We start from the raw sequence: 18,456 nt of genomic DNA, 5'->3' as shown, positions 1-18,456 counted from the left end.
ACGCTCCACACCACGCACCAGACGCTGGGGCGTCGTCCTCCGGGACGGCGCCCCAGCCCCTTTGTCAGCGACCCCGGATCCCCGGGCCGTCGAGACCCAGTCCGAGCCACGCGGCCAGGTCGTCCAGCTCGCCGGCCACCGCCGCACGCAGGGCAGCCGTGAACCGGACGTCCTCATGGATCGCCTCGACGCGCAGGACCCCGGCCTTGCGGTCGGCCCTGGCGTCGACCTTCCCGACGAGACGGTCGCTGTGGAGGACCGGCAGGGCGAAGTAGCCCCACCGCCGTCGGGTCGCCGGCTTGTACATCTCCAGGGTGTAGTCGAACCCGAAGAGCTCGAGCGCGCGCTTCCGGTCGTGGATGAGGCGGTCGAACGGTGACAGCAGCGCGGCCCGTCCGTGGAAGGGCTCGTCGACCCGGTCCAGCGCGCCGGGATCGACGCGCCACTCGCCGTCGACCCCGTCGACCACGGCCGGCACTCCTGCAGCACCGACCGTGGCCGGCTCGACCGGCACCGCCGTCCCGGTGGCGCGGGCGATGCCGAGCGCGCGGAGGCGCTTCTCGTCGCGCCGGCGCCGGGCCTCGGCCACGGTGAGGTGCGGCAGGTCTGCCGGATAGACCCGGCCGGCCAGGTCGAAGACGCGCTGGCGCCCCTGCCGTCCCGCGACGGCCACCTCGCCGCGTTGCACGAGGTACTCGAGCATCTGCGTGACGTTGCGGTTGTTGGTCCATCCGGTCGACGGCCACGGCACGACGGACGTGTCGGGCAGCGCCTTGGACGGCAGCGGCCCCTCCGCCTCCAGCCGGGCCAGCAGGTCACGTCGGAAGGGCGCGTTGGCCTCGAACCACGCGCGAGCCGCGGGGTATGCCGGGACCTCGGCGGCATCGGCGAGGTGGAGCGGCAGGTCCTCGGTCGGCCGGATCAGGGCGTTGAGCTCGACGAGGGACCGATCCGCCTCCAGGGCGGACTTCAGGTGGGCCGGCTGGTAGGCGGACCCCAGACGGCTCCACGCGACCAGGTCGGCGCTCGGAGCGACCGCGGCCGTCGGGTCGAGCTGCAGGAGCGTCAGCTGCCGGACGACCTCGACGAGGTCGGTCGGTCTGGGAAGGTCGAGCAGCTGCGCCCGGACGGCGATGCGTCGGGCCTGCTCGCGGGTCAGCCGGTGCACGTCCACATGCCGACCCTAGAGGGGGCCACGGACACGGGGACCCGGCCCAGCGGCATACGGCTGACGGCCGGCGGGGCTCAGCGGGGCAGGAGGAAGTACGACAGCGCGGGACTCGTCGTCACGTCCCGGTAGGGGTAGCCGAGGGCGTCCACGTGCCGGTGGAAGTCGGCGTCCTCCGTGACGCCCTCGAAGGCGCACAGGACCCGCCCGTAGTCGGCGCCGTGGCTGCGGTAGTGGAACATCGTGATGTTCCACCGGGTGCCCAGCTGGGTGAGGAACCGTGACAGCGCGCCGGGGTGCTCGGGGAACTCGAACGAGTAGACCTGCTCCACCAGCTCGGGCGGGTGGCCGCCGATCATGTAGCGCACGTGCGTCTTTGCCGTGTCGTCGTCGGACAGGTCGATGACCGGGTAGCCCGCCCGGGCCATCGCCTCCGCGATCTCGGTGCGTTCCGCCAGGCCGCGCAGCAGCTGGACGCCGACGAAGATCCGCGCCTCGGCGGACCCGTCGACGCGGTAGTTGAACTCGGTGACCGCCCGGCCGCGGAGCACCCGCAGGAACTCGAGGAATGACCCGGCCCGCTCGGGGATCGTCACCCCGTAGAGCGCCTCCCGGTGCTCGCCCACCTCGGCGCGCTCGGAGATGTAGCGCAGCGAGTGGAAGTTGACGTTGGCTCCGGAGAGGACGTGCGCCAGGCGCTCGCCCCGGATGTCGTGGGCCTCGACGTACTTCTTGAGCCCGGCCAGGGCCACCGCCCCCGCGGGCTCGGCGACGGCGCGCACGTCCTCGAAGATGTCCTTGATCGCGGCGCAGATCTCGTCGGAGTCGACGGTGACGACGTCGTCGAGGTGGTCGCGGCACATGGCGAACGTCGTGTCACCGATCCGCTTGACCGCCACGCCCTCCGCGAAGCGGCTCACCTCCGGGAGCTCGACGGGGTGCTGCGCAGCGAGCGCGGCAGTGAGGCACGCGGCGTCCTCCGGCTCGACGCCGATGACCTGGATGCCCGGCATGAGGTTCTTGATGAGGGCGCCGATGCCGGCGGCCAGGCCGCCGCCACCGACGGGCACGAAGACGCGGTCGAGGTGCGCGTCCTGCTGGATCAGCTCCAGCCCGATGGTGCCCTGGCCGGCGATGACGAGGGGGTCGTCGAACGGCGCGATGTAGGTGTGGCCGTGCTCCTCGGCGAGGCTCAGCGCCTCGTCCTTCGCCTCGTCGAACGTGTCGCCGAAGAGGACGACGGTGGCTCCGTGGCTCCGCACGGCATCCACCTTGATGGGCGCCGTCGTGACGGGCATGACGACGACGGCCTCGATGCCGAGCAGGGCAGCCGAGAGCGCCACGCCCTGGGCGTGGTTGCCGGCGGAGGCGGCGACGACTCCCCGGGAGGCCTCGTCCGGGGTGAGGGCCCGCATCCGGGTGTAGGCGCCACGGATCTTGAACGAGTGGATCGGCTGACGGTCCTCACGCTTGACCTCGACGGTGTTGCCGAGCCGCTCGGAGAGCGACTCCATCACCTCGAGGGGGGTGACGACGGCCGCCTCGTAGACCGGCGCGCGGAGCACGTCGCGCAGGAGGTCGGCTCCGTTGCCGCCGGCCTGGCCGCCGTTGGTCACCACAGTTCGCAGGGTAGACCCGGGCCGGGTGGCCGGACACCGTGGACCACGTGACGAGATGCCGTATGCCGCTGAGCTCGGTCGCGCACTCCGCCGACCTCGAGCACGGGGTCAGCGTTTCGCCGGTCGGAAGCCGGCGGCGACGGCGTCACTGAGGGTCGCGAAGCACTGCTCGGGGCTGGTGACGAGGTAGGACTGCTGACCCGGGGAGTGAGCGATCATCGACGACTCGTTGCCCTTGACGGGCTGGCCCCTGGGGCACGGGTGCTCATCGCCGGGCAGGGGCCAGCCCGTCTGGGGTCGCACCGGGACCGGCGTCGCGCAGAGCCAGCCGCGATCCGGGCTCGCCCGATCTGCCGCGACGTAGGCCGCCTCTCGCGGGTGCTCGCCGTAGCCGTCCCGGGAGTCGAACCGCGCCACCGCGTAGCCGCTCGTGATCTGGGCGAGGCCGACGTCGCTGCCGCCGGCCTCGACGTAACGCAGCAGCCTGCCGTACTGGTCGCTGCTGGTGCGGGCTCCGGGGAGGAGCGTGACCTGCCGGCCTCCGATGACGCGTCGGAGGTTCCCCACCGAGGCCTCGAAGCCGCACTCGTCGCGCTCCGGGGAGTCGATCCCGATGAGCCGGACCTTGACCACCACGCCGTCGCGGGACACGTGGATCGTGTCCCCGTCGACGACCCTCACGACCTCCCACGAGGGCGGGTCCGGAGCAGGCTTCCTCGGGGGCGTCGCAGTCGTCGCGCGCCTCGGGGTCGCGGTGCGCGTCGCAGTCGTCGTCGAGACAGGGCCCGCGGAGCGCGTCGGGACGGTGGTCGCCGTCGGCTCGCGAGCCTCGGTGGTGCTGTGCCGGATCGCGACGGGGGAGGTCCCGGCAGGCATCGGCTGCGCGCACTGCGACAGCGTGCCGACCAGCGCCATCGCGAGGGCGAGCACCACCCCGCGACGGATCCCCGAGAACTGCCTCGAACCGCCCATCGACACGATCCTGACAGGTCGCCTCCACCCGCACTCCGGAATGGCGCAAGTGCCGGAAATCCATTGGCTCCCAGTGCTCCCTCTTTGCGAGGGTGACGCCATGGAGCGTGACCGCATCCGCCGGCTCGAGCGGATCGAGGAGTACTACGACCTCGTCCCCCGGGCCGTGGCGACGACCGAGGAGGTGGGCCCGTTCACGCTCTTCGTCCCCGAGGACGGCACGGGGTGGCACTTCTACGCCCGGCCCCGGCTGCACGGGACCCATGCCTTCACCCCGCGCGCGGTCGAGGCCGTCCTGGCCCGCCAACGTGAGCTCGGGCTGCCGGAGTCCATCGAATGGGTCGACGACGTGACCCGCAGCCTGCTGCCGGCGGTCCGCTGCGCCGGCTTCGAGCCGAAGCGCTACCCCCTCTTGACGCTCTCAGCTGACGTCCCGGTCACGCCGGACCGCCGCGCGCGCCCGCTGCCGCCTGCCGACCCGCACCTCGGGATGGCCGTGGGCGCCGTGTCCGCGGGCTTCCTCGGTCACGACGGCGTCGAGCACCGCGACACCGGCCGGCGCCCTGAGCTGATCGAGCGGGGAGCCCTCATCGTCGTCGCGTCCTACGACGGGACGAGGCTGTGTGGCGCAGGCTCTGCTGCCCCCCGCGGCGACGTGGCCGAGCTCATGGGCATCGCGGTTCCCCCCGGCCACCGCAACCGCGGCCACGGCACCGCCATCACGCGCTCCCTCGTAGCGGCGTGCCGCCAGCGGGACGTCGACCTCGTCTTCCTCACGGCCGGCTCGGACACCGCGGCCGGAATCTACCGCCGCGTCGGTTTCCGCGACACCGCGACCGCGTGCGTCCTCGAGGTCGATGACTAGACCGTCGCGTGCACACCCGGCCACCACGCCCGGTGCCGTGTGCCGCTGAGCGAGCCCAGCGGCATACGGCACCTTCGTGGTTCAGAGGGCGATGCGGACGACCTGGCCACCGCCCGGGACGACGGATCCCGTTGTCACGTAGGCGTGGTCACCGCGGATGGCGACGCCGTAGGGCGCGAAGAGGCCCCCGGCGACCGTGTGGTGCGTCGCCGAGCCGGGATGCACCTGGACGAGCGAGCCGATCGGACCCTGGAAGAGCCCGTTCGACGCCAGCTCGACCGCATAGAGCGTCCCGTCCGAGTCGAAGGCGAGCGAGGTGACGTTCGTCAGCCCGGTGGCGAAGGCGGTCGGGGCGTGCCCCGGCACGACCCGCCAGATCGTCGATGAACCCTGCTCGAACGGGAAGCCGACGAGCTGCGAGACGTACCACGCCCCGTCCGGGCCCTGGACGACATCGGTCGGCACCGCGTCGGCGGGGAAGCCGGGGAACGGGAAGGGCTGCGTCGTCGGGACCGGGTCCAGCACGGCCACCGTCGAGCCGCCCTTGCGGGTGGACACGACCGCGTTGGCGCCGGCGTCCGCCACGACCCAGCCGTTGCCGGACCTGGCGATGCCGACCGGGTTGCTGTCGACGTCGGTGCCGTCGGGGTTGACGTCCGCCTCGTAGGCGAGGGCGTCGAAGGCCATCGTCAGCGACTCGAGGCCGTCGAGGTGACGGAGGTCCCCGGTGACGACGGTCCCGAGCAGCGCTGCGTCGGGCCCGTAGCCGTCGCGGTACTCCGTCGCGCCGCCGAGGCCGATGGTGAGGGCGAACTGGTGGTTGCCCGTGAAGGCGATGTCCCCGGGACCGATGGCGTCGCCGGCACTGCCCGCCGACGGCAGGCCCTCGAGGACCCGGGTGAACCCGCCGGCGCTGAGGTTGACCCTGCTCACGGACCCGGTGAGGCCGAAGCAGACCTCGCCGAACTCGGGGTGGAGCTGGCAGGTGTCGCCACCGGGACTGCCGGCCGTGCCGGCCTCGGTGACGTAGAGGTCGCCTGCGGGAGTGAAGGCCAGCTGCCGCGGGCTGTTCAGGCCCGAGGCGACCACGGAGACGTGGCTGTCGGCTGCCGCGGTGACGCTGCCGGTGAGGGCGAGGAGGAGGGAGGCGGCGCCGGCCGCCATGATGCGTACCGAGCGATGGTGTCTCGTCATTGAGCGTGACCCTTCGGTGAGGTCCCCTGACGGTGGTGGATGACCTTTCGACGGTGGCACGCCTTCGGCTGCCTGTCCTCGCAATCCGTCAAACGGCCGGAAGCCTCCGCATTTGTCCTCAGGTCAGCGTGCTCCACCGGATCGACAGGACGAGTCCGGCTCCGAGGAGGAGACCGGCGATCGCGACGAATCCGGCACTGAGGTCGACGTCCTGTCGCTGCCTGGTCACCTGCTCGGGCAGGTCCGTGAGCACCTCGGACAGCTGCGCGGCGTCGGTCGCGGAGAAGTACTCGCCCCCTGTGGTCTCGGCCACGTCGCGCAGGGCGGGCTCGTCGACGACGAGGAAGTTGCGCGACACCGAGCCCCCTCCCGGAGAGCCGAAGCCGAAGCTGCGGCCCGGCTCGAAACCGCCGTACTGCTGACGCGAGCAGGCCAGCGTGGTGGGGTTGGTCGTGCCGAAGCCGATGGGATAGACGCGCACGCCGCGGGCCGCGGCCTGCTCGGCGGCCTGGGCGGGCGTGGCACCACGGGTGTTCGCGCCGTCGGTGAGCAGGACGATGATCTCCGGGACCGGCTCGGCGCGCACCAGGGGGGCAGCGCGGGGCTGGTTCGGGTCGGGCGGGGGCACGGGCGGCATCGGCGGGGCACCGCCCGGGTCGGGGTCTCGCACCGCCTCGACCGGCTCGCTCGGCGGCACGTTCGGGTCGAGCTCGGCGATGGCGTCGATCGCCGTGAGGATGGCAGCGCCGATCGTCGTCCCGCGCCCCGTCGTCACGCCGTCGAGGGCGGTGAGGATCTCACCGCGGTCAGTGGTCGGGGCGACGGCGACCTGCGCGAACCCGGAGAAGACCACGAGGCCGAGCTTCGCTTCACGAGGTTGCGCCTCGACGAAGTCCCGGACGGCCAGCTGGGCGGCCGTGAGCCGGTTGGGGTCCACGTCCGTCGCGCACATCGACCCGGAGACGTCGAGCGCGAGCAGGATGGTCGTGCCGGAGACCGGCACGTCGGTGCGGATCTGTGGTCGGGCGGCAGCCGTGCCGAGGAGGGCCAGCGCGGCGAGGACGAGCGCGATCGGCAGGTGCCGGCGCCACGAGCGGTTCCGGCCGGCGACTGCCCGGACGAGGGCCACGCTGGAGTAGCGGACGGTCCGTCGCCGCCGTCGGCGCAGCTGCCACACGTAGGCCGCGAGGAGGACGGGTGCCGCGAGGAGCACGACGAGGAGCAGCGGCTGGCCGAAGGACACTCAGACCACCCGCCCCTGTCGGAGCACCGCGATGGTCGCACCGGCGGCCAGAAGGAGCGCGGCGAGCGCCGCGACGAGAGAGGTCACCTCGTGCGGCACCGTGCGCATGGTCCAGCTGAGCTCGATCGAGTCGTAGATCGCGGCGAGGGAGGCACCGTCCTCCGCCTCCCGATAGGTGCCGCCGGTCACGTCGGCGATGTGCTCGAGCGTGGTCCGGTCGAGGGAGGTCGCAATGCTGAAGCCGTCGACGTGGAGCACCGACCCCTGGGGCGTGCCCAGGCCGACCGGCTCGATGCGCACCCCGGCGGCGGAGGCGAGCTCGGCCACGTCGCCGGGCTCGGGCCCGGTCGTGTTCTCGCCGTCCGTGAGCAGCACGATCGACGTGCCGCCGTAGTAGCCGATGTCCGATTCCGTCTCCGTGCCTGTCTCGGCGTCGCCCACCTTCGTGATGGGCCGGCCCGCGATGGCACTGAGTGCCCCCAGCATCCCCCCGCCGAGCGAGGTCTCGCCCCCGGCGGCGAGCCGATTGACGGCAGCGAGCACCCTGGCCTTGTCCGTGGTCGGACGCTCCGTCACGAGGCCGGTGCCCCCGAACGCGACGACGCCGAGCCGCACCGAAGGCGGCTGCTTGTCGATGACCTGCCGCGCCGCCGCCTTCGCTGCCTCGAGCCGGGTCGGCCCCACGTCCGGGGCGGACATGCTCGTCGAGACGTCGAAGGCGAGGACCACCGTCCCCTCGCGGCGCGGCTCGGCGATCGAGGCGACCGGGCGGGTCATCGCGACGACGAGGACGACGAACGCCGCCACGAGCAGAGCCGGCCCCAGTCGTGCCCACCGGCTCGTCGGTGCGGGCGACAGGACGAGGCCCTGGCGCGCGAGCTCCACCCGCCGTGCGTCCTGCCGGCCGAGCAGGCGGCGGTGGGCGACGATGATGAGCGGGACGCCGAGCAGTCCGAGCAACGCCCAGGGCCAGGTGACGGTCATCGGCGTCGCCTCCGGCGCAGCTCCGAGACGCGGACGAGGACGCGGACGAGATCGTCGTCCGTGCTGACCGCGTGGAGGTCGGCGCCGGCCCGGCGGGTCCGGGCCTGCAACTGGGCCTGCCGCGCTGCGGCTGCGGCCGCGAGCCGCTGCCGGAACCCGGCATCGCTCGTGTCGACGAAGATCTGCTCCCCGGTCTCGGCGTCCTCGACATAGATCGAGCCCACGTCCGGCAGCACCGACTCCCTCGGGTCGCTCACCTGGAGGGCGACGACCTCGTGGCGCCGCGCGAGCAGTCCCAGCGGCTGCTCCCACCCGTCGGCGCTGATGAAGTCGGAGACGATGACGAGCAGGGAGCGTCGACGAGCCAGCCCGGCCGCCGCCCGGAAGAGCTCGCCGAGGTCGGTCACCGTGCCGGTCGCGGTCGTGTCCCGATGGTCGAGCACCGCCTTGGCGATGCGCAGGACCTGGTTGCGCCCCGTCGCGGGAGGGATGACGGTGGCCACACCGGTGTCGAAGACCACGGCCCCGGTGCGACTGCCCCCACGAGTCAGCACGTGTGCGATCGTCGTGGCGATCTCGGCGACGACGAGTCCCTTCTGCCGGTCGACCGGCCCGAAACCCATCGAGGCCGACAGGTCGAGCAGGAGCCACGTGGTGATGTCGCGGTCCTCGACGTACTCGCGGACGAACGGTGTGTCGAGCCGCGCGGTGACGTTCCACTCGATGTGACGCAGGTCGTCGCCCGGCTCGTACTCGCGCAGGTCGGTGAAGTCGAGGCCGACGCCCTTGAAGAGGCTGCGGTAGTCGCCCTGGAGCAGGCCGTCGAGCCTCCGCACGACCCGCCACTCGAGCCGTCGGAGGAGCCGCTCGGGAGTCAGTGCCGGGGGCGCGTCCATGACTGCTCGCGCTCGTGGGCGACGCTCGTCGGACGCGGCACCGCCTCGACGACGGGGGCCAGCACGTCGTCGGCGCTGAGGTCCTCGGCGAGCGCCTCGTAGGACAGCACGATGCGATGGCGCAGGACGTCGAAGGCGAGGTCCCGGACGTCCTCCGGCAGGGCGTAGTCCCGGCCCCGGAGGAACGCGAGTGCACGCGCCGTCAGGACGAGGTTGATCGAGGCTCGGGGGCTGGCGCCGTAGGTGATGAAGTGGGCCAGGTCGTCCCGGCCGACGACGGCTGGTTCTCGGGTGGCCGTCGCCAGCCGGACCGCGTAGTCGATGATGGCCGGGTCCGTGTAGACCACGTCGACCTGCCGCTGGTAGCGGGCGAGGGTGTCCGGGTCGAGCACGCGCTCCGTCCGGGCCGGTGGACCGATCTGTCGCTCCACGACGACGAACTCCTCAGCGGCAGAAGGGTAGCCGATGAGGACCTTGAGCATGAACCGGTCGACCTGGGCCTCGGGGAGCTGGTAGGTGCCCTCGGACTCGATGGGGTTCTGCGTCGCCATGACGAGGAACGGATCGGGGGCCGGATAGGTCTGTCGGCCGATGGTCACCTGCCGCTCCTGCATCACCTCGAGCAGGGCGCTCTGCACCTTGGCCGGAGCGCGGTTGATCTCGTCGGCGAGGACGAGGTTGGCGAAGACGGGGCCGAGGGAGACCTGGAACTCGCCGTCCCGCTGGTTGTAGATGCGGGTGCCCACGAGATCGGCGGGCACGAGGTCCGGGGTGAACTGGATCCGTTGGAACTCGCCGCCGATGGCCCGCGCCAGGGTCTTGATGGCCATCGTCTTGGCCAGGCCGGGCACCCCTTCGACCAGCAGGTGCCCCCGGGCCAGGAGCGCGACCATCATCCGCTCGAGGAGCACGTCCTGACCGACGATGGTCCGCTTGACCTCGTAGAGCGCCTGCTCCAGCAGCTGGTGCCCCGAGCCCCCACGCGCCCCGGGCACAGGCGGGGTCGTGGCCTCGGGGGGTCGCTCGAGGGACCCTTCATGCGTCCGGTCGCCCTCCATGTGGACTCCTCTAACGTGTGGTCTCGGGTCTCGGTCTCTACCGGGGTGGGCCCCCCACGGTGCCGCCGGCGGTGGCGATGGGGACGGCGAAGCCGATCCCGACGAACAGGCTCTCGTTCGTGGGGTTGGCCAGTCCGGTGACGATTCCGACGACCTGTCCGGACGCGTTGAGGAGCGGGCCCCCGGAGTTGCCGGGGTTGACGGCGGCGTCGATCTGGATGAGGTTCTGGAGGTGCCTCCCCCCGTCGACGCGGACGTCCCGGTCGAGGGCCGACACGACCCCGGCAGAGAGGGAGTCGGGGAGTCCGAGGGGGTGCCCGACCGCATACACCGGGGTGCCGACCTGCACTCGTCCGCCGAGCACCGCCGGCACGACCGTCCGCGGAAGGGTGTCGGGGGCGAGGGCCGCGGTGTCGTTCGCCGGGTCGGCCGACGCGATGGTTGCCGGTGTCCGGGTGCCGTCCGGGTAGGAGACGGTGATCGAGTCGGCGTCCTCGACCACGTGCAGTGCCGTGAGGACCGTCCCCTTCGCGTTGACGATGACGCCGGCGCCGGTCCCCCCGAACTCCCCCTGACTGTTCGACCCTCGCGTCGTGATGAGGACGAGCGAGGGCTGGATGGCGGCATAGGCCAGGGAGGCCTCTGCGGGGGTCCGGGCCTCCTCCTCCGCCTGCGCCTCGAGGCCGATCGCGACCCGCTTGTCCACGTCCCGCTGGGTGAGCGGCGGCGGTCCCGGGTCGCGCAGACCGAGGACCACCGCGACGGCGAGCAGCGCGACCACGACGAGCAGAGCGAGCCACAGCCGTTGCCTCAGTCGGTGCAGCCGTCCCACCTGCCCGGCGGCCCCGGCTCGCGCGGCGACGTCGCCGGACTCGTCGACCGGCTCCTCGAGGGGGACTGTGAGGCGCGCCACATTTCGACTCTACGTTTCCGAGCGCGAAACCGGCAGGGCTTGACTCACGCCGCCGGCCGGCTCCGCGCGTCAGTCCTCGTCGTCATGGGTCGTCACGATGTCGTTCGCCGCCGCCCACGCCGCGATGTCGCGCCGCTCGATGGCGGTGGCCATGAGCTCGGGGAAGAGGTCCGGCGTGCAGGCGAATGAGGGCACGCCGATCGCGGCCAGCGCTGCCGCATGGTCGGCGTCGTAGCTCGGGCGGCCGGAGTCGCTCAGGGCCAGGAGGGCGACCATCGTCGTGCCGGCGCCCGCGATGGCCGCGGCCCGGCGCAGCATCTCCTCGGCGACTCCGCCCTCGTAGAGGTCGCTGATGAGGACGAGGATCGTCTCCGTCGGCCGGCTGATCAGGGTCTCGCAGTAGGCGAGCGCCTGGTTGATGTCGGTCCCGCCCCCGAGCTGGACGCCGAAGAGGACGTCGACCGGGTCGTCGAGCTCCTCCGTCAGGTCGACGACCTGGGTGTCGAAGACGACCAGCCGGGTCGCGACGGATCGCAGCGACGCGAGGACCGCCCCGAAGACGCTCGCGTAGACGACCGACTCCGCCATCGACCCGGACTGGTCGATGCAGAGGATGATGTGCCGCTCGACGCGTTGCGCCCGGCGGGCATGGCCGACCAGCCGCTCCGGTATGACGGTCCGGTGCTCGGGCTGGTAGTGCTTGAGGTTGGCGGCGATGGTGCGGTTCCAGTCGATGTCCGCCGATCGCGGCCGGCGGGTCCGCGCGGCCCGGTTGAGCGCCCCGGTGACGGCTTGGACCGTCTCGGCGCGGAGCCGCTCCTCGAGCTGGTCGGTGACCGTGCGGACCACCGCCCGCGCCGTCGCCCTGGAGCGCTCGGGGATGACGCGTCCGAGGCCGACCAGGGTGGTGACGAGGTTGATGTCGGGTTGGACGGCCTCCATGAGCTCCGGCTCGAGCAGCAGCTGGGTCAAGCCGAGTCGGTCCATGGCGTCCCGCTGCATCACCTGGACGACGGACGAGGGGAAGTAGCCGCGGATGTCGCCGAGCCAGCGCGCCACCCGAGGGGCGGAGGCGCCGAGGCCACCGCGGCGATCACCGTCGTAGAGCTGGCGCAGCGCCTCGTCTCGGCGCGCGTCGTCGGCGTCGAGGGTCACGGCCTCCTCGATCCCGTCCGCCTCCTCGCCGCCGAGGACCAGCCGCCAGCGGGTGAGCCGATCGCGCGCCGGTCCGCGCTCGGTCGGTTCGCCCTCACTCACGGTCCCGAGCCTAGGCGTTCAGACTCCGCCACACCCGTCCTCGACCGGCAGTCCGAGGAGGCGCGCCACCGCGGCGACCGCGGGAGCTGCCCGCTCGAGGTCCACGCCGAGGTCCACGCCGAGGTCGACTCCCGATCCCTCCATGTCGCCGACGGCGGCTCGACGTCGGCTCGATCCGGCGCCGACTCGCTTGAGGTGGGCCCCGATCTGGCGCCGCTCGGCCGGCTCGTATCGAGCGAACGTCCGGCGGACGAGGGGCAGCAGGTCCTCGAACGCCTCCTCCGGCACCGAGGCCAGCCACTCGTCGACGATGGTGAGCAGCTCCTCGGTGTGGAGCAGCAGCAACGCCTCACCGGTGAGGAACCCGTCCAGCCAGGCTGCCGCGGCCGGGCCTGCCACCGCGGCGGACAGGTGTCTCGACAGGCGGGCCGCGGCGGTCGTCGGGTCGAGCTCGCCGGCGTCGAGGAGCAGCCGGTTGGCCCGACCGGCCACCGCACCGTGGATGCGGTCGTCGGCGGCGACGGCGGCCAGCGCGCGGTGCCAAGGGGTTCGCAGCTCCGCATCATCCATCAGGGCCACCCCGCGGTGGGCCGCCTCGATCGCGACCCGCATCGCCTCGGCTCCGTCGTCGTCGAGGCCGGCGCAGGCGGCCCGAAGCCCGATGGCGGCGCGGACGACGACGGCGCCGAGCAGGTGCGCGACCTCGGCGACGTCCACGCCGCGAACGTCGCCGTAGCGGCAGGTTCGTGCCAGCGGCTCGATGGTGCCGAGGAGTGACCGAGTGTCATGCTGGCGGGCCGTCCGGTCGGCGAGGTTGGCCACCACGGACCGCAGGGCGAGGCGTAGGTCGGCGAGCAGGCACTGCTCCACGAGGGAGCCCAGCGCGCCGAGGTCTGCTGAGTCGTCGGCCTGCTCGGTGACGCGGGCCTCGGCCGCCGACGCGACGGTGTTGCCGTAGAGGCTCGCCTCGATGATGGCGACGGCGAGCTCTGGGCGCCACTCCAGCTGCCAGGCCTCCTTGAAGGTGCCGGTGGTCCGTCCGGCGTCGACGCGCTCGCCCCAGGGGATTCCGAGGAGGGCCAGTCGATGGAGCAGGACGGACCGGGCCAGCTGCGCCTCACGGCGGAGGTCGAGCTCCACGACCGTGGCCGTCGGGCTCGGCTTGAGGCGGAGCGTTCGCTGCTGCTTCGCCAGGTCCGCGGCGAGCGGCACCATCGGGGTCGACTCGGGGACGCGCCCCAGCTCCTGACCCACCACGAGGGTCCGGTCGATGAGCCGCAGCGGCAGGTCCGAGCCCTCGGTGAGGACGGCACGGGCCGCGTCGGTCAGCTCGGTCAGTCCGACGGAGGGGCGCCCACGGACCGCCGCGAGGGCGTCGGCCAGTCGGGTCGCCTCGACGACGGATGCCGTTGAGGCGTCGAGGCGCTCGTCCCGCAAGGAACGAGCGACGCGCACGAACCACGACGACACCACGGACTCCTCCGGAGTGACGAAGAGGTGGTGGTACCAGCCGGGCGACCGCACGCCGGCTCCGTAGCCCGAGGCGTAGGCCAGCTTGGCGGCGGACCACGGAACCCATGTCGCGGCGACCTTGATCCGGGGCAGCTTGGCGAGGAGGGCGTTGTCGCTGCTCACGGTCGGGAACGTCCCCGGCTCCAGCGCAGGGGCGTGGTAGGCCCCGCAGACGACGGCGACCCGTTGCGCACCGTCACGCTGGACCCTGCGGATCGCCTTGCGCATGGCGGCTTCCCGGCGCGCGTTCTCCCGGTCGTCCTCCCGCTGCTCAGCGGACCGGACCTCAGCCATCGCTGTGCTGAGGTGCCGGAACTGCTCGAGGCTCGAGCTGCGGCGGTGCTCGATGACGTCTTCCCACCATCGCTCGGGGTCGTCGTAGCCGGCGGTGCTCGACAGCACGGTGAGCGGGTCGATCCGGTCGCGGCGGGCGCATTCCCCGGCTGACTCGGGCGCCAGGGCGAGCATGTGGGTCGCCGGCAGGTCGGCGAAGCCGACGGTCACCCGGTTGGCGATCGCCCAACGGAGCGTGACCCATTCGGGTGAGAAGGCGGCGAAGGGGTAGAACGAGGAGAGCCGTGGCGTGTCGACCGCGTAGACGAGCCCCGCCACCGGGGGCACGAGGTCGGGGTCGCCTGCGAGGGGGACGAGCGCGTCGAGCTCAGGCGGGCCCTCGATGAGGATGCGGTCGGGGTCCAGCTCCTCCAGGGCGCCGAGCACCGACCGGGCCGAGCCGGGCCCGTGGTGTCGGACCCCGAGGATCTCGACGCGGGGCGTGGGAGGTGTCATCACTGCATCGTCACGTCATCTCACGGCAGGCCCGGTAGAGGTCGGCCCAGTCCTTCCGGTCCTTGACGACCGTCTCGAGGTACTCCTGCCAGACGATCCGGTCCTGGACCGGGTCCTTGACGATCGCGCCGACGAGACCTGCCGCGACGTCGTCGGCCCGGACGAGGCCGTCGCCGAAGTGTGCCGCGAGGGCCACTCCGTTCGTCATCACCGAGATCGCCTCTGCCGTGGACAGGGTGGCGGACGGTGACTTGATGGTGGTGCGCTGGTCTGCGGTCACCCCGGAACGCAGCTCACGGAAGATCGTGACGACCCGCTGGATCTCGGCGAGCGACTCGAGGCCCTCGGGCAGCTCGAGCGAGCGTCCCAGGGCGGCCACTCGGGTCCGAACGATCTCCACCTCCTGGTCGAGCGTGTCCGGGAGGGGGAGCACGACGGTGTTGAACCGGCGCTTCAAGGCGGAGGACAGGTCGTTGACGCCCTTGTCCCGGTTGTTGGCCGTGGCGACGACGTTGAATCCCTTCTGCGCCATGACCTCCTCGTCCAGCTCCGGGATCGGGAGGTGCTTCTCCGACAGGATCGTGATGAGGGCGTCCTGCACGTCGGCCGGGATCCGCGTGAGCTCCTCGATCCGCACGATCGACCCGAGCTCCATCGCCCGCATGACCGGACTGGGGACGAGGGCTGCCCGGGTCGGGCCCTCGGCGAGCAGCCGGGCGTAGTTCCATCCGTAGCGCAGGGCCTCCTCCGGGGTGCCGGCCGTGCCCTGCACGACGAGTGTGGAGTTCCCGCTGATGGCGGCGGCGAGGTGCTCGCTGACCCACGTCTTGGCGGTGCCGGGGATGCCGAGGAGGAGCAGGGCTCGGTCGGTGGCGAGGGTCGCGACGGCAACCTCCATGAGCCGGCGCGAACCGAGGTACTTCGGGGTGACGACCGTGCCGTCGTCGAGCGTGCCCCCGAGCAGGTAGGTGGTGACGGCCCACGGGGAGAGCCGCCAGCGTGGGGGGCGGGGGCGGTCGTCGTCAGCGGCGAGCGCGGCCAGCTCCGCGGCGTTCGCCGCCTCGGCATGGGCCCGCAGAACCGTCGTGGACAGTGGGGAGTCACTCATCGGAAGGCCTCGCTGATCGATCGCTTGACGGAGTGGAACTGGAGCAGGGTGCGCAGGTTCGTCGCGAGCGAGCTGTCCTGCCGCGCGGTGGCCAGCCAGGCCTCGAGGGCGGGGAGAGCGTCTCGGTGCAGGCCGGTGAGCAGGTGCGGCATGGCCTGGGCGAGGGCGGGGCCCGGCGCCTTGGCTGCCCCGAGGCTGGTCAGGGCGGCCAGGCTGAACTCGACCGACCAAGGGGCCGGCACGGACCCGAGCAAGGCTGCAGGCGACGCCTTCGGGTCCGCCGACAACCGCGCGAGCACCGCTGCCTCCCGGTCCTGCGGCGGCAGGGCAGGCACGAGGGCCGGGTCCCACGCGCGACCGAGCAGGGCGGCAGCCCACACAGGGTCCTTGCGCAGGCGCGCCGCGTGCCGTATGCCGCTGAGCACGTCCTCGTCGGACAGCCGGCTCACGATGGTGGCCGGGTCCCATCCCGTGGCGGCCTCCCAGACCGCGAGTGGGGCCCCGGCGACGATCCGCTCGAGCCACCACCCGCGGGCGGATCGGCGCGGCGGAGGCTTGCGGAGTCCATCGCGCGCGCCCGCGGCGTCCGGTTGGTCGGGAAGAGCCACCTCCACGGTGCGGCGACGCGCTCCACGGACGTCGATGAGCGGCCTGAGGCGAGCGGCCATGCGGGCGGCCCGCGCCGACCCCGGGAGGGCGTCGAGCAGGATGACGGCCAGGTCCCGGACGCCCGCGGACCGGTCGTCGAGGGCCCGCTCGAGGAGGGGCTCGTCATCAGGTCCGAGGCCGACGCGCAGGACCTCCAGGTGCGCCGTGCGGTCACGGGCACTGTCGGAGCGCCAGGTCGACTCGACGAGGGCGCGGGCGGCGGCGGGGTCGTCCGAGCGGACCAGCGTGAGCACGGGAAGGCGGGCGGACGAGGGCAGGTGCGCCCACTCGCTCTCGGTCAGCCGACTGGCAGCACTGGCCGCGGTCGCACCGGCCAGCGCCTCGGGCACCCACGACCAGTCGCGGCGCTGGGCAGCGAGCCACCTGCCCCGTTGGTCGAGCACGCCGGCCGTCGGTCCCCTCAGCTCGCGAGCGGACGTCGCGAGGTCGAGAAGGCTGGGCAGGAGGGAGTGGGGCACGCGGCGCTCAGCGGCGGCGGCCGTGCGGAGCCAGTGCTTCAGGAGGCTGTTGCGCTGCTGGGCGCCCGCGGGCGGGTGGGTGAGGACGAGCTCGAGCAGCTGGATGGCCAGCCGGCCCGCCGCGGGACGGTCGTCAGGGGGCGCCGGTGGTGCCGGGGTCAGCTGCTCCGGACGGCGGCCGGCACGAAGGGCCGTCGCTCCGAGCGCGGCCGAGGTGAGGAGCGCCTCCTCCGACCGGAGGTCCGGCCCGAGCCTCGTCGAGACCGGCCCGAAGGCGGGCGGCTCGGGGACGGGGCGCCGGGCCGTGCCGACCAGCGCCACCGAGCCGATCTCTCGCCACCACGGCCCGAAGCTCACAGCGCCACCAGCTCGCCGGCGACGACAGCCGAGAGGGGCCGGGCTCGCCGGCCCTCGAGCTCGGCGAAGACGTCGCTTGGTTGACCGCCCGTCAGCGCCAGGAGCATCCAGAGTGGGCTGTCGTCGGTGAGCCGCACGGCGTCGCCGGCCTCGTCGACGAGAGCAGCCGGCACCGGAGCAGCGCTGGGCAGCGCCTTCCCGCGGCCGGGGTCCCCACTGTCGAGCACCGTCGCGCGGACGCGTCGCAGCACGACCGGCACGCGCCGGGCCCACGGGTTGGCGGCCCACGTCGCGGCGGCCTGCGCATGAGCCGCATCGATCGATCCCGGGCCGGGCAGCTCGCCCCTGGCATCGGAGATGAGCGGCTCATCGACGAAGAGGGCACGGCGGACCGCCCTGCCCGGATAGCGCGCCACGGTGGCGTCGAGCACCGACCCGACGACTCGCGCCATGGGCAGCACCTGGCCACCGGCGGCGAAGTCCAGCATCTGCACCGTCTCACCGGATGTCGCGCCGTGGAGCCACGTCCGCTGCTGCTGGAGGCGGCCGTCGTCGGTGCGGTGCGCGCCGAGCACGGTCCACCGGTCGGAGACCCATTCGCCCGTGCGGACCGACTCGGTCGGGACCGACCACCCGATCACCGCCCTCAGGTCACCCATGGCGTCGTCGTCGGCCGACGCGCGGAGCGCCCAGGCCCGCGTGACCGTCCACCATCGGCCCATCGCGGCCAGGAGGTGGTCGTCCCAGTCAGGTCTCGCACTCACGTCGGAGGCCATCGCGCGGACCTGCTCGGCGAGGCCCGGCAGCTGCGCATCGACGAGGCGGGCGGCCGTGGCGTCCCACCAGGCGTAGGGCTGGGACCGCACGCCGGCGGTGCCGCTGCGGGCCAGGTCGCCGAGCCAGCGGGCGAAGTCGTCCATGCCCGCGGTCATGAGGGCGAGTCGCTCCTCGAGGCGCTTCGCCTGCGCCGTCGGGTCCGGGGCGCGATGCGCCTGGGCCGCCAGGCCCGCTCGGGCCGCACGCACGGAGGCCACCGCGCCCGCACGCTTCGAGCGCTCCGCCGCCCACTGCGCCGCGTAGCCGGCCGGCTCCGCGGCATCGCTGACCGAGCCGGAGCCGGTGACCCACAGCATGAGCAGGGAAAGTCCGTGCTTGCACGGCAGCTTGCGGCTCGGGCACGAGCACTGGAAGGCGGGTCCCGTGAGGTCGACGCTGACCTGGTAGGGCGTCTTGCCCGATCCCTGGCACTTGCCCCAGACGAGGGTGTCGGTCGACCCGGTGTCGGACCACGGGCCCGGACGCGCCAGCCTGCGCGCGGCCGCGAGCGACGAGGCGTCGGGGGCCAGCGCGGCGACCTGTTGCTGGGTCCACCGTGTCATGACGACGACATCATC

At 72.9% G+C, this 18,456-nt stretch carries 15 protein-coding genes; 1 reads left to right on the top strand and 14 read right to left on the bottom strand.

Annotation, left to right across the window (positions count from 1 at the left end):
- Nucleotides 1-64 precede the first annotated feature (64 nt).
- From ABWV20_RS06760 to ABWV20_RS06750, 3 genes are all read right to left on the bottom strand, one after another.
- A complete protein-coding gene (locus ABWV20_RS06760; RefSeq protein WP_353354066.1) occupies nucleotides 65-1,174 on the bottom strand; it encodes a DNA glycosylase AlkZ-like family protein in 1,110 nt (369 codons plus the stop codon).
- 71 nt (nucleotides 1,175-1,245) lie between these two features.
- On the bottom strand, nucleotides 1,246-2,787 hold the full coding sequence (gene ilvA, locus ABWV20_RS06755) for a threonine ammonia-lyase, biosynthetic (protein ID WP_353354065.1): 1,542 nt from the start codon (nucleotides 2,785-2,787) through the stop codon (nucleotides 1,246-1,248).
- Nucleotides 2,788-2,895: 108 nt separating this feature from the next.
- Nucleotides 2,896-3,759, bottom strand: coding sequence for a thermonuclease family protein (locus ABWV20_RS06750; protein WP_353354064.1), 864 nt, complete (start codon nucleotides 3,757-3,759; stop codon nucleotides 2,896-2,898).
- 100 nt (nucleotides 3,760-3,859) lie between these two features.
- Here ABWV20_RS06750 and ABWV20_RS06745 point away from each other — a divergent pair, with 100 nt between their 5' ends.
- Nucleotides 3,860-4,624: a GNAT family N-acetyltransferase gene (locus tag ABWV20_RS06745; RefSeq protein WP_353354063.1), complete on the top strand. Its 765-nt coding sequence runs from the start codon at nucleotides 3,860-3,862 to the stop codon at nucleotides 4,622-4,624.
- Nucleotides 4,625-4,705: 81 nt separating this feature from the next.
- On the opposite strand, the gene ABWV20_RS06740 is transcribed toward ABWV20_RS06745, so the two are convergent.
- The 11 genes from ABWV20_RS06740 to ABWV20_RS06690 form a co-directional block, all read right to left on the bottom strand.
- On the bottom strand, nucleotides 4,706-5,818 hold the full coding sequence (locus ABWV20_RS06740) for a ScyD/ScyE family protein (protein ID WP_353354062.1): 1,113 nt from the start codon (nucleotides 5,816-5,818) through the stop codon (nucleotides 4,706-4,708).
- 118 nt (nucleotides 5,819-5,936) lie between these two features.
- A complete protein-coding gene (locus ABWV20_RS06735; RefSeq protein ID WP_353354061.1) occupies nucleotides 5,937-7,061 on the bottom strand; it encodes a VWA domain-containing protein in 1,125 nt (374 codons plus the stop codon).
- Nucleotides 7,062-8,045: a VWA domain-containing protein gene (locus ABWV20_RS06730; protein ID WP_353354060.1), complete on the bottom strand. Its 984-nt coding sequence runs from the start codon at nucleotides 8,043-8,045 to the stop codon at nucleotides 7,062-7,064.
- Entirely contained in the window at nucleotides 8,042-8,941 is a 900-nt protein-coding gene (locus tag ABWV20_RS06725; RefSeq protein ID WP_353354059.1) for a DUF58 domain-containing protein, read from the bottom strand. Before ABWV20_RS06725 ends, ABWV20_RS06730 begins: the two co-directional genes overlap by 4 nt.
- On the bottom strand, nucleotides 8,920-9,999 hold the full coding sequence (locus ABWV20_RS06720) for an AAA family ATPase (RefSeq protein ID WP_353354058.1): 1,080 nt from the start codon (nucleotides 9,997-9,999) through the stop codon (nucleotides 8,920-8,922). The genes ABWV20_RS06725 and ABWV20_RS06720 overlap by 22 nt, the downstream gene beginning before the upstream one ends.
- Nucleotides 10,000-10,036: 37 nt before the next feature.
- Nucleotides 10,037-10,912: a S1C family serine protease gene (locus ABWV20_RS06715; protein WP_353354057.1), complete on the bottom strand. Its 876-nt coding sequence runs from the start codon at nucleotides 10,910-10,912 to the stop codon at nucleotides 10,037-10,039.
- A gap of 69 nt (nucleotides 10,913-10,981) precedes the next feature.
- Nucleotides 10,982-12,169 carry a VWA domain-containing protein gene (locus ABWV20_RS06710; RefSeq protein ID WP_353354056.1) on the bottom strand — a complete coding sequence of 396 codons (1,188 nt, stop codon included), beginning with the start codon at nucleotides 12,167-12,169 and terminating at the stop codon, nucleotides 10,982-10,984.
- Nucleotides 12,170-12,187: 18 nt separating this feature from the next.
- A complete protein-coding gene (locus ABWV20_RS06705; RefSeq protein WP_353354055.1) occupies nucleotides 12,188-14,470 on the bottom strand; it encodes a DUF5682 family protein in 2,283 nt (760 codons plus the stop codon).
- A 10-nt stretch (nucleotides 14,471-14,480) separates the two neighbouring features.
- Complete coding sequence (locus tag ABWV20_RS06700; protein WP_353354054.1) at nucleotides 14,481-15,578, bottom strand: ATP-binding protein; 1,098 nt, start codon at nucleotides 15,576-15,578, stop codon at nucleotides 14,481-14,483.
- The gene (locus tag ABWV20_RS06695) at nucleotides 15,575-17,062 is read right to left on the bottom strand and encodes a DUF5691 domain-containing protein (RefSeq protein ID WP_353354053.1); all 1,488 of its coding nucleotides are present in this window, start codon (nucleotides 17,060-17,062) and stop codon (nucleotides 15,575-15,577) included. The genes ABWV20_RS06700 and ABWV20_RS06695 overlap by 4 nt, the downstream gene beginning before the upstream one ends.
- Complete coding sequence (locus tag ABWV20_RS06690) at nucleotides 17,059-18,441, bottom strand: SWIM zinc finger family protein (protein ID WP_353354052.1); 1,383 nt, start codon at nucleotides 18,439-18,441, stop codon at nucleotides 17,059-17,061. Before ABWV20_RS06690 ends, ABWV20_RS06695 begins: the two co-directional genes overlap by 4 nt.
- Nucleotides 18,442-18,456 lie beyond the last annotated feature (15 nt).

Origin of the sequence: Intrasporangium sp. DVR (genome assembly GCF_040365325.1) — a bacterium.
GTDB lineage: Bacteria > Actinomycetota > Actinomycetes > Actinomycetales > Dermatophilaceae > Intrasporangium.
Note: the sequence above shows the minus strand (reverse complement) of the source record. Positions and strands in the feature narration are given on the sequence as shown.